Source organism: Gordonia sp. DT219, from assembly GCF_049847065.1.
Lineage (GTDB): Bacteria > Actinomycetota > Actinomycetes > Mycobacteriales > Mycobacteriaceae > Gordonia.
The window spans coordinates 73,726-86,655 of sequence record NZ_JBNCNR010000011.1 but is presented as its reverse complement, the minus strand read 5'-3'; the positions used below and the strand labels follow the sequence as shown (position 1 = coordinate 86,655).

Sequence of the window (12,930 nt, the reverse complement as noted above, 5' to 3'; positions counted from 1 at the left end):
CTCGGTGGTGACCGTGGGCCTTCGCCATTCCCGACCCGATATCGACGCGGAAAGCCGTGGTCAGATATGGAGATCGTATAGAGAGACGGTAAGAGATTCCGACGGAATCGAGGACGTGTCACCCCCGGGCATCGGCCTCTTGATAACTGGTCGCCGAGATCATCAGGCCTTGCGAGTGTTCATCGAGGCGGCCAACGATTCGGCTGCGCGAATCGCGCATATTGTCCAATGCCGCTTGCATGGACACGGCCGATGATCCGATCCACCCGCTTGCCACGGCACTTTCGATCGTCATATGCGCCGACCGGTAAATATCCTCGGTGTCGAGCCGGTAGGTGTTGCAAAGGTGCCCGGACTAGTGCAGTTCGCCGGGATCAACGGACAAGTAGGACATCGCATCTCACTTCCGATCGGGTTCACTGCCCGCCAACACGAGTTCGATGTCGGATTTGATCGATTTGTCGAGCCGGTCGGATCAAGAAGCGCCCGGGTATGGTTGGTTCCCGCACGCAACGCAGGTACGCTATCAGGGCCTGAGAGGAATGGGGGGCTCGTGGGGAAGATTTCCGTTGCGGACATCCAGAAGTGGAACCCGGACGAGATTGCGGCCGTATTCGGGGTGTCGAGGGACGTTTCGGACCATTCGAGAATGACGGCACTCAGGGTGAACAACCTTCCGGCGTTCGAATCCTGGCAGGGCATCGCTGCCGACGACGCCAAGAAGGCCACGGAGAAGACTCGAAAGGCCCTTGAGCTACACGGAGACATTGCGGCCGGTGTCGCTGACGCCGCACGGGCGGCCGAGCTCGAGGTCATCCAGGTCAAGGCGAATCTCAAAAAGCTCATCGCGGCATGTGACGCCGAGGGGTTCGTCCTCGACCCCGACGATGACACGATCACCCCACTCGTCCCGATCATGGGTCCGTTCACGCCTGACGAGGAAGCCGGCGTGGCGCTGAAGCGGGAGCAGCAGGCAAATCTGGTCAAGTCGCTCGCGACGCTGCTGACAGAGGCTGATCAGGCAGACAAAGATCTTGCGAAGGCAATCGCCGCGGCAGCGGGTGTCAGGGACGAGGGAGTGTCTCTTCGGCCGACATCCAACGACGTCGTGCTCGGTTCGGTGTCTACTTTTGTCGGCGCCAACACGGACATCATCACCGACATCTGGCGCGCATCGTTGGGTGAGGCGCCGACAGGATATGAGGCAAGGGTACTGCCGTGGCTGAAAGATATCGCGAATCTCCGCACCACTCCCATCGGCGCCGGGATGGGTGCTTTGATGACCGTCCCGGTAATCTTCGCCGATGTGCATGACGGTGATCCGTGGGACGAAGCCGTCATACGCGAGTCGGTCGGCTTCGCAACGGGAACGGCCACTCCAGCGGTTATAGCGAGCTCGGCCACGGCGGCGAAAGCAGGTGTCTCGAAGTTTCTTCACACGAACGAAAGTCTAAGTGCGGAGACCGCAGGTGACGCTGCAGAAGGGGCCGGTGAATCGGGTGTGGGCGAAGCCGTCGCGGAGGGAGGGGCGTCGGTAGGAGAGACTGCGGTCGAGGCTGGTACGGGTGCAGCGGTTGCCGCCGAAACCGGTGAAGGGGCGTTGGATGGCGCAACCGCCGGATCGGCGATCTGTCCTGGTGTGGGTACCGCAATTGGGGCGGTCGGAAGCGCTCTGGCCGGCGGCATTGTGGCCTATGTCAGCTCAAAAGAAATTGCGAAGATTTGGGACCACTAACGAATACAAAGAATATTCCCGAAACACGGTAGTGTTATGATACATGTAAGATGGAGACGTTACTCAGACGACTCAAATCCCAAAATAAAAAAGGCAACCATCGGAATAATAATAGTAGGGATATTTTCCATTCAAGCGGCCGTGTTCATACACGCATACATATTGTCAATTACGGCAGTCGGCCTCCTGCTCCTTCCTCTGCCGCTTTTCTTCCCACCGCGAACCCGCATGAAGGTTTCGGGCGATGACGTTGTGCTGCGCCAGCAGCAATTCTTTGCGAATGTTAACCTATGGATGACCATTTCTTTCGGAATGATGCTATGCGGGTGCGTCGGACATCTCCTATTCTGCGATGATCTTGATTTTCGGATCATACTTTCCGCTATCGGTTCGCTTGGGTTCACCCTGTGGTACGGATACATGGCATTCCTGGGACGAGGTCCGATAAAGCTCAACGGCGATCTCATAGCACTCGCCGGCGCGCGAGTTTATCTGTGGTCCGACGTCGAAGTCAGATACACCCTGGCGGGAGAGTATGCGGCGACAGTCTTGTTGCGAACCCTTGGCGAACACCAACGTGTGGTCGCGAAGTTTGCCGCAGTTCCCTTGGGGCTGAACTTCAATACCCTGCTGTCGACGCTGGTCCAGACCAAAGAACGGTCGGTGGCGGGCGATCCTCTCACTGCTGAAGAGATCCGGGCAATGCTGTTGACGCCCGTTCCCGACCCGCTACCTGCGATTGGCGAGTACGTAGATGTGATGGTTCATGTCCCGTGAGCTCATCGCATCCGATTCCGGGAAGCCTTTGAAGTGAATCTTGCGCAATTCCTGGCGACCAACTCCGCGGTCCAGTCAGAGATTCTTGGCGATCCACTTGTCTCGGGACTCGGCGTCTGCGGCATACCGCCGAAGTGGCGTGCGACGGTCATGGAGTCTGTGACAACAAACCCGGGACCGGTATGGTGCGATATTCGCGCTGCAGAATCGTCCAGGGACGAAACACCCGGTGACAGCATTCCGCCGTTCTCTTCGCAGGCCACGGTTGTCGGCTGGGTAATGCACAATATTCAGACGACACCCACCGAACTCGTCAGAATGGCAGCCGACATGACCGAGAGCACTCCGGGATGGTCTCAAGTGTCGACCGAATCGGCCGGCCTGGGTCCGGACGCCGCTTCCTCATACATGTTCGGAACGCTCGATTCTCCATATGGACCGCTCGTCTCCAACATTCAGAACATAGGTCTCATCGGGCCGGCTCGCTCCATGTTCCTCGTGCAACTGGTGGTCACGGCCACGGCCGAGTGGAAGGACGATGTCGTGGGTGTTCGACTGTATCGATGAGCAGTGTCCTCGGACAACGTCCAAGCCGTGTCGAGTGACAACGGCCACCGCTGCGAATCCGCGGCTAAGGTGAGAAGCCATGAACTCCCCGACCACGCACGTTGCCGACCGGCTGCTCGACGCCACCGAGAAACTGCTGGCGCAGCACGGCATCCGGGGCGCCACCATGGCACAGGTCGCCGATGACGCCGGCGTGTCACGCGCCTGGCTGTACCGGCACTTTCCCGACAAGCACGCCATGGTCGGCGCGGCGATCGTGCGGCTCACCGACTCGTTCTGGACCGATGCCCGACTCGAACTCGACGCGCTCGGTGACTTCGCCGAACAGCTCGTGGCCGGCGTGCGCATCGGGCGCGGCGCCTATGACGATCCCGGGACGCTGCTGCTACGGCTGCGCACCGACGAGCCGGAGGAGTTCGCCGCGTGTGCCGGCGCCGGCGTCAGCGGCCTGGTCCCCGACCTCGCCCTGTTCTGGAAACCCTTCGTACAAGCGGCCATCGACGCCGGCGTCGTCCATCCCGGCCACGACGCCGAGGAGGTGTCGGAGTGGGTGGCGCGCATCCTGATCAGCCTTGGAACCGTACCCGGCGACACCGTCGACGCCGACGATGCGCCGTCGGTGCGCCGGCAGATCGAGACATTCGTGATGCCCGGCCTACGGGCCGCACCCACTCGGTAGCGAAACAGGCATCACCGTTTCGGAGATTCGGCAACACTGGACGCCGTCGACGCAATCGTGGTCACCGTCGGCGACGGCGGTGACAATTGTTCACTGGTGGGACGAAACTGGTTGCCGCACTTGTTAATCAATCGTCGAACACTTGGGCGTCGAACAAATATTCTGCTACACTGGACTTATCGCAAGATCATCCAGGGGGGAATCCATGATCGACGACACCACCACTCTTTCCGCCGAACTGTACGGGCACCTTATCGGGCTTCTCGATGACCGTACTTACAGTCCAGACCTCACCTCACGTGAAGCCTTCGCCGCGATGCAGCAACTGAACACGTTGCGCAACATGCTCGATCACTACGCGGCGAACCTGACCGGCGAATTCGACCGCCTCAAGATAACCGCACCCCAAGTCCGATCGGTGCGAGAACTGTTGATCTCCATGGGATTCGCGCCCGCTGTTGCCGGCCGACTCGTTCGCGTCGGCACCACCGACAACATCGACGGACTCCATAAGCACAGCGCCTACGGGTCGGTGTCCCTCGACCACGCCGACGCCATCGTCCGCGGACTCACCCACATCGCCTCCCGCGCCGGCGAACCCGTCACCCCCGAGCAACGCCGCGACCACACCCGCGCCCTCGTGGCCCAGGCGCTGTCCGGGATGAGTCCCGCCGAAATCGGCAAGCGCGCACACCAACTCGGCAACATTCTTGCCGATGACACCGACGGTACGCCTGCCGCCGAAGACAAGACCGTCAACGAACTCGGCTACCACAAAACCAGCGACGGACGCCTCGACGTGCGCGCCAACCTCGATGCGGTCGCCGGGGAGAAACTCCACAGCCTCGTCGAAGCACTGTCCGCGCCAAAGCCTCAACCCGACGGCTCGCACGATCCGCGGCCGGTCGAACGGAAACGTGCTGATGCTCTCGAAACCATCCTCGAACTTGCCCAGAAGGGTCTTGCCGACGAGACCGTGTCCTGCAAGCCGACCGGTGGGGTGCTGTTGACGATCCCCGCCGACACCCCGAAGCTATCCGCACTCGAGTTCATGGGATCGGTCACCCCCGCCACCGCGAAAACTCTCGGCTGTGATGCGGGGATCACCGTCGTCATCGTCGACGACAACCAAGTGCCGCTGAACGTGGGTCGCGAGAAGCGGCTGTTCACCCCGGCACAACGAAAAGCGTTGCTGCTGCGCGACAAATGCTGCATCAAGTGTGGTGCGCCCGCCTCGCGCACCCAAGCGCACCACCTCGAGCATTGGATCAACGGTGGGGCCACCGACCTCGACAACGGCTGCTTGCTCTGCACCAGCTGCCACCACGACGTCCACGATAGTGGGTGGGATGTTGTGATGGGCTTCGACCGGCATCCGTGGCTGATCCCACCCGCCGCGGTCGATCCCCGACGACGACCGTTACCGGCCTACAACCGGCGCACCCTCCACCTCGACAGCGCTGCCTGAAACCGGCCGCCTGACACTGACCGCCTGAACTCAGCTGCTTGAAACCGCCCTACCCACAACGCCTTTCTGACCCCGCACCCGGCCTGCCGGGACCGCGACCGTTCGTTGAGAACTTCATAGGGCTTCGGCCCAGCTTCCGCCTAGACGACGGCAGGGGCGAGGCCCAGCTTGCCGGCGAGCTTGGCGAGATAGCCGCGGGCACGCTCCACCGAGTCGTCCGGCAGGCCGTAAAGCACTGTGGTGACACCGATCTCGCGCCACTTTGCGAGTTTCTCCTCGACGGGCTTGAAGTCGAGGACGACGATCTGCGGGCTGCCGTCACGTCCGGCGGTACGCCAGATCTCCTGGAGCAGTGCCACCGAACCCTCGATATCATCCTCGCCGGGTGTGGTGATCCAGCCGTCCGCACTGCGCGCGATCCAGCGGAAGTTCTTCTCGTTGCCCGCGGCCCCGACGAAGGTCGGGATATGCGCCTGAGGTTTAGGCCAGGCCCAGCTCGGACCGAAATCGACGAAGTCGCCGTGATATTCGGCCTCCTCATCGGTCCACAGCGCCCGCATGGCCTCGAGGTATTCGCGCAGCATCGTGCGCCGCAGCTTCGGCGGGACGTGGTGGTCGGCCAATTCGTCCAGGTTCCAACCGAATCCGACACCGAGAGACAGCCGCCCATCGGAGAGGTGATCGAGGGTGGCCAGGGTCTTGGCGAGCGTGATCGGATCGGACTGCACCGGCAGCGCAACCGCCGTGGACAGCCGAATCCGCTCCGTGACCGCGGCGGCCGCGGCCAGCGACGTCCACGGATCCAGCGTGCGCATGTAGCGGTCGTCGGGCAGCGAGGCGTCGCCGGTCTGCGGATGCGCGGCGTCGCGCCGGGTGGGGATGTGCCCGTGCTCGGGCACGAAGTACGACGCGAAGCCCGCCTCCTCGATGAGCGGCGCGAGCACGTGGGGCTTCAGTCCCCGGTCACTGGTGAACTGAACGATCCCGAAATCCATGATCGAATGATAGACACAGGACTGGACAGCTGTCTAGAACACGTTCTCGTTTTGTCGGCTCCAGCTGCCCACGTCCCGGAAGATTCCGTTGGCCGCCGACGCGCCGCTCACCGCATCGGCCGCAAGTATCACCGCCGCCGATGTCCAGCAGCTCTTCTCGACCGGCCAGCGCTTACCGTCGGCGAAGACGAGACCCGTCCAGTAGGAGCCGTCCGGATCACGCAGATGCTGGATGGAGGCGATCAGGTCGACGGCGTCGGCGGTGTCGCCGAGCGCGTCGAGGGCCAGCGCCAGCTCGGAGGTCTCCGCCCCGGTCACCCACGGCCGGTGATCGACGCAGCGCACCCCCGTGCCTGCGACGACGAATTCGTCCCACCGGCGGGCGATCAGTTCCTGCCCCTCCGCGCCGCGCAATGCGCCACCGAGAACCGGGTAATACCAGTCCATCGAATGTTCCGACGGCGCCTCGAAGACGTCGACCCGGGTGCGGAACGCCTCGCCGAGTGCCTTGAACGCGCGCACCCAGTCCTCGTCGGGCTGATCGAGTTCCGCGGCGATGCGGATGGCGCAGTCGAGCGATTGGTAGATGCTCGCGTTACCGGTGATGAGCGCCTCGTCGAACATCGCATGCGTGTGGTGGGCGCCGCCCCAGCGGAAGGCGCCGTCGGGCCGCTGGAATCGGCACACCAGATCGATCGCCGACCACACCGTCGGCCACATCCGCTCGAGGAATGCCGCGTCGCCCGTGATCAGGTAGTGATGCCACACGCCGACCGCGATGTAGGCGCAGAAGTTGGCGTCGATCCCGTCGTCGACGACGGTGCCGCACACGATCCGGATCGGCCATGAACCGTCGGCGCGTTGCCCGCGCCGCGACCAGTCGTAGGCCGCCCGGGCCTCGGCGTGAAACCCGGTGACGCTCAAGGCCATCGCCGATTCGACGTGATCCCACGGATCGGTCTGGCCACCCGGAAACCATGGCAGCGCACCGGATTCCTCTTGCATGCCGACGATGGCCGCGCCCGTCGCTATCACCTGCTCGGCACTCAGCACACCGGCGATCTCCGGTGTGAGCCGACTCATTCCGGCTTGCGCAGATACAGGGCGACCGATTTGCCGATGACCGGATTGAGGACCTGCTCACCGACCCGGGTCAGCCACGGCTTGCTCATCATGTCCCATACGAGCAACTGGTGATAGCCCTTGACCAACGGATTGTCGTTGTTCTCCACGCCCACAGCGCATTTGAGCCACCAGTACGGGGCATGCAACGCATGCGCGTGATCGGTGCCGGTGACCTCGAGGCCCGCCGCCGAGAGCTTGCCTGCCAGCTCGGAGGCCTTGTAGATCCGCACGTGGCCGCCCTCGACCTCGTGGTACTCGTCCGAGAGCGCCCAGCACACCTTCTCCGGCCAGTAGCGTGGCACCGTCACCGCGGCCAGCCCGCCGGGACGCAGCACACGCACCATCTCGGCGATCGCCGCCTCGTCCGACGGAATGTGTTCGAGGATCTCCGACATCAGCACGACGTCGAAGCTGTTGTCGGCGTAGGGAAGCCGCAACGCGTCGCCGACCTCGGCACGAGCCTTGGCCGCGGCGGGCACCTGGTTTTCGGCCATCATCGCGTCGAACATCTCGGCCACGTCGCCCATGTCGGACTCGGATTGGTCGAACGCGATCACATCCGCGCCACGTCGGAACATCTCGAACGAGTGTCTGCCCTGCCCGGCCCCGATGTCGATCACAGTGGTCTGCGGTCCCACACCCAGCCGGTCGAAATCAACTGTCAGCACGCACTCGTCTCCTCTGTCGTCACCCGATTCAGCACCGTCTGATAGTGCTCGGCGGTCTTCGCGGCCACGGCCGCCCAGCTGTAGCGTTCCTCGACGCGCCGTCGCCCGGCCGCCCCCATCTCGGCACGCAGGTCGGCGTCGTCGAGTAGCCGGCCGATCTCTTGCGCAAGTTTGCCGGAGTCGCTGGGAGGCACCAACCGGGCCGCGGCGCCGTCGGTGCCGACGACTTCGGGGATGGCCCCGGCGCGGGTGGCCACCAGCGGGGTGCCACAGCTCATCGCCTCCACGGCCGGCAACGAGAAACCCTCGTACAACGATGGCACGCAAGCCACTTCGGCCGACGCGAGCAGCTGCGCCATCTCCTCGTCGGACAGTCCCGACACGACCTCGACGCGATCGGCGATCGCCAGGTCGTCGATGAGCGTGGCCGACGGTCCGGCCGGATCGAGTTTGGACACCAGCGTCAGGGTGACGTCACGCTCCGATGCCAGCTTGGCGACCGCCTCGAGGAGATACGACACGCCCTTGAGTGGGGCGTCGGCGCTGGCGACGCAGACGATGCGGCCGGGGATGCGGGAACTCTCGGCGGGCCTGAAGATTTCCGTGTCGACGCCGAGCGGGATGGTGGTGATGCGGCCGGAGGGGATGTCGAAGGCCTTGCGGATGTCGACCTCGCTGCTGCGCGAGACAGTCAGCAATTCGGGGATGCGCCGCGACACCCGGCCCTGCATGCGCAGGAACGAGTGCCAGCGCCAGGCGGTGATCTTTCGCCAGCCCTTGGCCGCTTTCACCGCCAGGGTGCGGTCGCGGGTGATCGGGTGATGGATCGTCGCGATCAGGGGGAAGCCGGCCTTCTGGATCTGCAGCAGTCCGTAGCCGAGGCACTGGTTGTCGTGGACGATGTCGAAGTCGTCGCGCCGGTCGGCGAGCAGCCGGGCCACTCGCAGACTGAAGGTCAGCGGCTCACCGAAGCTCGCCGTCCACATCGAGGACACCTCGAGGGCGTCGATCCAGTCGCGGTACTCCCCGGGCCGCGGCGTGCGGAACGGATCGGGTTCGTCGTAGAGACCGAGGCTGGGCACCTTGGTGAGACTTACACCGGCATCGAGCGCGGCCTGGTCGAGGTCCGGATACGGCTGGCCGGAGAAGATCTCGACCTCGTGACCGAGGAGCGCGAGTTCGCGGCTCAGATGCCGGATGTAGACCCCTTGGCCCCCGCAATGTGGCTTGCTGCGGTAGGAGAGCAGTGCGACGCGCACGTCGTGTACCCCGTTCTTCTCGTGTGGTTGGTCCGCTGGCGGTCGGCGAGGGAACTCAGCCGGGTTCCGCTTCGGCGGCGCTTTCCAGATCACCGATGTCCACAAGCTTCACACGTCGGCGGCCTGCGGTCTTGCCGGCCGCTCGTTCGACCTGGTCGATGCGCTTCCACCCGGCCAGGTCGATGCGCCGCGCGCCGCGGTCGGCGACCAGTTCGGCGACGTCCTCACGCGAGAGGGTCGGCTCGGGAAGTGCGCCCGCGACGAAGTCGGTGAGCACCGATTCCGCCGTCTCCTGACCGCACAAACGATTCCTCCCGATTCCCCCGGTCGCACCGCGCTTGATCCAGCCGGCGACGTACAGGCCGGGGATGACGTCACCGCCGGCAGCGGTCTGCACCCGGCCTGCGGTGTTGGGGACCACCGCGTGTCCTTGGTCGAAGGGCAGATCGGTGATCGGTACGCCACGATATCCGATCGCCCGCAACACCAGTCCCGCGTCGATGTCGAAGCGCTCCTCGGTCGGGGTGATGGCGACCTGTTCGGTGCCCGGCGCGTCGGCGTAGACGTTGCGCACCGCGGTCACCGTCGCCACCTTTCCCGTGCCCTTGGTCTCGCCCGCCTCGATGGACAGCGGTGAGCCCAGGAACCGGAACTCGATGCGCCGATTGCCCGGGGTGGCCGGTCGCTGCGAGAACTCGCGGGCGAGCCGGATCTTGGTGGCGATGGTCGAATCGAGCGTGCCGTCGGCCAGCGCCGCCTCGGTCGCCGGATCGAGGGTCAACTCATCCGGTTCGACGATGACGTCGACGCCCTCGACCTCCCCGAGTGCCAGGAACTCGCTGTTGGTGTAGGCCGCCTGCGCGACCCCGCGCCGTCCGAGCAACACCACCTCGGTGATCTTTGAGTCACGCAGCGCCGCCAGTGCATGGTCGGCGATGTCGGTGCGGGCCAGCTCGTCGGGATCGGTGACGAGGATGCGGGCGACGTCGAGGGCCACGTTGCCGTTGCCGATGACCACCGCGCGCGGTGCCGAGAGATCCACGGCCAGCTCGGCGTAGTCGGGGTGGCCGTTGTACCACGCCACGAATTCGGTGGCGGGCAACGAGTTCGGCAGGTCCTCCCCGTCGATGCCGAGCCGCCGATCGGTGGGGGCGCCGACGGCGTAGATCACCGCGTGGTAGCGCTGCGCCAGCTCGTCGTGACTGATGTGTTTACCCACCTCGACGTCGAGGTGGTAGGTGAAGTTCGTTTTGGTCGCGGTGGCCGAGAACCCGGATTCGACGCCCTTGGTCGCCGCGTGGTCGGGAGCCACGCCTGCCCGCACGAGGCCGTAGGGCGTGGGCAGACGGTCGAACATGTCGACGGCGACCTGCCGGCGGCGGACGAGTTCCTCGGCGGCGTAGAACGCGGCCGGGCCGGCGCCGACGATGGCGATGTGCAGCGGCGCATCGGGCAGTTGCGGCGCCTTCTTCGGCGGCACCAGTCCGCCGTCCACCTCGTGATCGTTGTAGTAGTCGGCGTTGATCTGCAGGTACGGCTCGTCGCGCGGCTCGAGCTGATCGTCGGGGATGATCGCGTCCACCGGGCATTCGTCGATGCAGGCACCGCAATCGATGCACGTCTCCGGATCGATGAACAGCATCTCGGCGGTGAAGAACTCCGGCTCGTCGGGCGTGGGGTGAATACAGTTCACCGGGCACACGGCGACGCACGATGCGTCGTTACAACACGGTCGGGTGATCACATGCGCCATCTGCGGTTTCCTTGCCTCAATCCACCTGGAACGTGTTCTAGTTTTGGGCCTCACTGTATCTTAACCCTGACACACCAGGCGACATGCGAGGACCCGAGTGAGCACTTCTGCCCAACCCGACGCACCCCGGCCGGAAACGACTTCCCCCGCGGCCTTCGATCCGTTGCCCGCTCGCAAGGATGGCGCACGCCACTTCGAGGCCGGCTACCGGATCCGCACCGGTGACGTGGACCAGCAGATGCGGGTCCGTCTCGACGCCGTCGCCCGCTATCTGCAGGACGTCGCCAACGACAACATCGACGCCACCGACTTCGGCGACACCGACCCCTTCTGGATCGTGCGGCGCACCGTCATCGACGTCATCCGGCCGTTCTCGTGGCCGGCCGCGATCACCGCACAGCGGTGGTGCGGTGCGCTCTCGACACGCTGGACCAATATGCGGGTGCGGCTGACCGCCGAGCACGAGACCAACCGATTCAATCCGCAACCGCGGCCCGCGGGACTGATCGAGACCGAGGCCTTCTGGATCAACGTCAACGATCTCGGGATGCCGTCACGCCTGTCCGATGAGGCCTTCGAGATGCTCTCGTCGATGACCGACGTGCACCGGCTGCGGTGGAAGCCGATGAACCCCGAGACCGCACCGGCCCCCGAACTGCTCGACCTCCCCGATCGCGAACATGTCCTGCGCAGTACCGATTTCGACCCGTTCAAACATCTGAACAACGCCGCGTACCTCGAGGCGATCGAAGACGAGCTCATCGACCATCCGGATCTGATCGACGGTCCGCATCGCACGGTGATCGAGTATCTGCGCCCGATCGTGCCGGGCACGCCCCTCACGCTGCGCCGCGTTCGCGAACCCGATCGGCTCCTGGTGTGGATGATGGTGCCCGCAGGCGAAGACGCTCCCGGCGAGTTGCGCGTCGCGGCAACGGTGTCGGTGACTCGCGGTGACCTCAGGACCAGCGCAACCTCATGATCTGACCGTTCTCGGACGTCGCGACCACCGTGTCACGCTGACCGGGGACGGCCGCGAGCGCGCTCAGCGGCACCCCGACCGTCGACGAACACACTTGGCGGGAGCGCAGCTTCACGAAATGGAGCTGACCGGTCGTCGATGCGACGGCAAGGGTGGTGTCATCGAGGGCGACGAGATCGTCGAGAATGCCCGGCAGTGGCGCGGTGAGGTCGGCGGCGGGCGTCACGGCCGCGGGATTCGCGATCGGTACCCGCAGCACCCGCCCGGTGAGGCTGGTCGTCATCGTCAGGTACAGATCGTCGCCCACCGCGACCAGACCATTGGCGGACGTTCCGTTCACGGTCGCCGTCGGGGCGAGATTCTTGGGTGCGCGCGACGACCATGGTTCGTCGATGCGCCCGTCAGGCCGCAGTCGTAGGACGCCGAGCGCCCCGTCGGCCACATACACGGCGCCGTGCGCGTCGATGGCCAACCCGTTGGGCATCCCGAGCCCGGCGGCGAAGGTCCGGGCGATCGGTGCGCGCGACTGCGGATCGAAGCGCACCACGGATCCGGTTCGCGGCGCGCCGGGAATCATATTGGCCGTCGTATCGCCCGAGGTGACATACAGCAGACCGTCGGGGCCCTGCCGGATCGAGCCGGGCGCGCGCACCGCGATCGATTCGGTTCGTCGACCGGACGCGTCGTAGCGTTCGACGACGTCACCGAACGTGCGCGACACCCAGATCGATCCGTCGGTGACGAGGACGTTCTCGGCCCAGCCGTCGACGCCGGAACCCGGAACGAGGGTCTCGGCGTGTACCACCGGACACGACGCGGCTTCCGCGCGCGCCGATGCGGTCCATCCGCCGAGCGCCGCCGCGAGCACGGCCCCGATCGCAATCCCCGTCCGTGCAACTCCGAACACCGATTCACCCCTCGC

The 12,930-nt window shown here is 64.9% G+C and carries 13 protein-coding genes; 6 read left to right on the top strand and 7 right to left on the bottom strand.

What is annotated here, in order from left to right:
- Positions 1-118 precede the first annotated feature (118 nt).
- Positions 119-313 carry a WXG100 family type VII secretion target gene (locus tag ACPXB3_RS14420; protein ID WP_425704999.1) on the bottom strand — a complete coding sequence of 65 codons (195 nt, stop codon included), beginning with the start codon at positions 311-313 and terminating at the stop codon, positions 119-121.
- 240 nt (positions 314-553) lie between these two features.
- Between ACPXB3_RS14420 and ACPXB3_RS14415 the strand changes: the two genes are divergently transcribed.
- The 5 genes from ACPXB3_RS14415 (at position 554) to ACPXB3_RS14395 (ending at position 5,226) form a co-directional block, all read left to right on the top strand.
- Positions 554-1,735 (top strand): hypothetical protein, encoded by a 1,182-nt coding sequence (locus ACPXB3_RS14415; protein WP_425728055.1) that lies wholly within the window; start codon positions 554-556, stop codon positions 1,733-1,735.
- A gap of 228 nt (positions 1,736-1,963) precedes the next feature.
- Positions 1,964-2,512, top strand: coding sequence for a hypothetical protein (locus ACPXB3_RS14410; RefSeq protein WP_425728053.1), 549 nt, complete (start codon positions 1,964-1,966; stop codon positions 2,510-2,512).
- A 33-nt stretch (positions 2,513-2,545) separates the two neighbouring features.
- Complete coding sequence (locus ACPXB3_RS14405) at positions 2,546-3,079, top strand: hypothetical protein (protein WP_425704869.1); 534 nt, start codon at positions 2,546-2,548, stop codon at positions 3,077-3,079.
- 79 nt (positions 3,080-3,158) lie between these two features.
- Entirely contained in the window at positions 3,159-3,758 is a 600-nt protein-coding gene (locus tag ACPXB3_RS14400; protein WP_425728033.1) for a TetR/AcrR family transcriptional regulator, read from the top strand.
- Between the two features lie 205 nt (positions 3,759-3,963).
- A complete protein-coding gene (locus tag ACPXB3_RS14395; RefSeq protein WP_425704871.1) occupies positions 3,964-5,226 on the top strand; it encodes a DUF222 domain-containing protein in 1,263 nt (420 codons plus the stop codon).
- Positions 5,227-5,366: 140 nt separating this feature from the next.
- Here the strand turns inward: ACPXB3_RS14395 and ACPXB3_RS14390 are convergent, their stop codons facing one another.
- From ACPXB3_RS14390 to ACPXB3_RS14370, 5 genes are read right to left on the bottom strand one after another with little or no spacing between them, the layout of a single operon-like run.
- Positions 5,367-6,221 carry an LLM class F420-dependent oxidoreductase gene (locus ACPXB3_RS14390; protein WP_425704872.1) on the bottom strand — a complete coding sequence of 285 codons (855 nt, stop codon included), beginning with the start codon at positions 6,219-6,221 and terminating at the stop codon, positions 5,367-5,369.
- A 33-nt stretch (positions 6,222-6,254) separates the two neighbouring features.
- Positions 6,255-7,304, bottom strand: coding sequence for a prenyltransferase (locus ACPXB3_RS14385; protein WP_425704873.1), 1,050 nt, complete (start codon positions 7,302-7,304; stop codon positions 6,255-6,257).
- Complete coding sequence (locus ACPXB3_RS14380; protein ID WP_425704874.1) at positions 7,301-8,014, bottom strand: class I SAM-dependent methyltransferase; 714 nt, start codon at positions 8,012-8,014, stop codon at positions 7,301-7,303. The genes ACPXB3_RS14385 and ACPXB3_RS14380 overlap by 4 nt, the downstream gene beginning before the upstream one ends.
- Positions 8,008-9,273 (bottom strand): glycosyltransferase family 4 protein, encoded by a 1,266-nt coding sequence (locus ACPXB3_RS14375; RefSeq protein WP_425704875.1) that lies wholly within the window; start codon positions 9,271-9,273, stop codon positions 8,008-8,010. The genes ACPXB3_RS14380 and ACPXB3_RS14375 overlap by 7 nt, the downstream gene beginning before the upstream one ends.
- A 55-nt stretch (positions 9,274-9,328) precedes the next feature.
- Positions 9,329-11,026, bottom strand: a complete 1,698-nt coding sequence (locus tag ACPXB3_RS14370) for an FAD-dependent oxidoreductase (RefSeq protein ID WP_425704876.1) — start codon at positions 11,024-11,026, stop codon at positions 9,329-9,331.
- 97 nt (positions 11,027-11,123) lie between these two features.
- Between ACPXB3_RS14370 and ACPXB3_RS14365 the strand changes: the two genes are divergently transcribed.
- Positions 11,124-12,008: an acyl-[acyl-carrier-protein] thioesterase gene (locus ACPXB3_RS14365; protein WP_425704877.1), complete on the top strand. Its 885-nt coding sequence runs from the start codon at positions 11,124-11,126 to the stop codon at positions 12,006-12,008.
- Here the strand turns inward: ACPXB3_RS14365 and ACPXB3_RS14360 are convergent.
- Positions 11,986-12,915 carry an SMP-30/gluconolactonase/LRE family protein gene (locus tag ACPXB3_RS14360; RefSeq protein ID WP_425728031.1) on the bottom strand — a complete coding sequence of 310 codons (930 nt, stop codon included), beginning with the start codon at positions 12,913-12,915 and terminating at the stop codon, positions 11,986-11,988. The two genes, ACPXB3_RS14365 and ACPXB3_RS14360, sit on opposite strands and share 23 nt — an antisense overlap.
- Positions 12,916-12,930: the final 15 nt, after the last annotated feature.

Coding starts and splice junctions, on each gene's coding strand:
- ACPXB3_RS14410 (WP_425728053.1), top strand. CDS start 1,964: ATGAAGGTTTCGGGCGATGACGTTGTGCTGCGCCAGCAGCAATTCTTT.
- ACPXB3_RS14400 (WP_425728033.1), top strand. CDS start 3,159: ATGAACTCCCCGACCACGCACGTTGCCGACCGGCTGCTCGACGCCACC.
- ACPXB3_RS14395 (WP_425704871.1), top strand. CDS start 3,964: ATGATCGACGACACCACCACTCTTTCCGCCGAACTGTACGGGCACCTT.
- ACPXB3_RS14390 (WP_425704872.1), bottom strand. CDS start 6,221: ATGGATTTCGGGATCGTTCAGTTCACCAGTGACCGGGGACTGAAGCCC.
- ACPXB3_RS14385 (WP_425704873.1), bottom strand. CDS start 7,304: ATGAGTCGGCTCACACCGGAGATCGCCGGTGTGCTGAGTGCCGAGCAG.
- ACPXB3_RS14370 (WP_425704876.1), bottom strand. CDS start 11,026: ATGGCGCATGTGATCACCCGACCGTGTTGTAACGACGCATCGTGCGTC.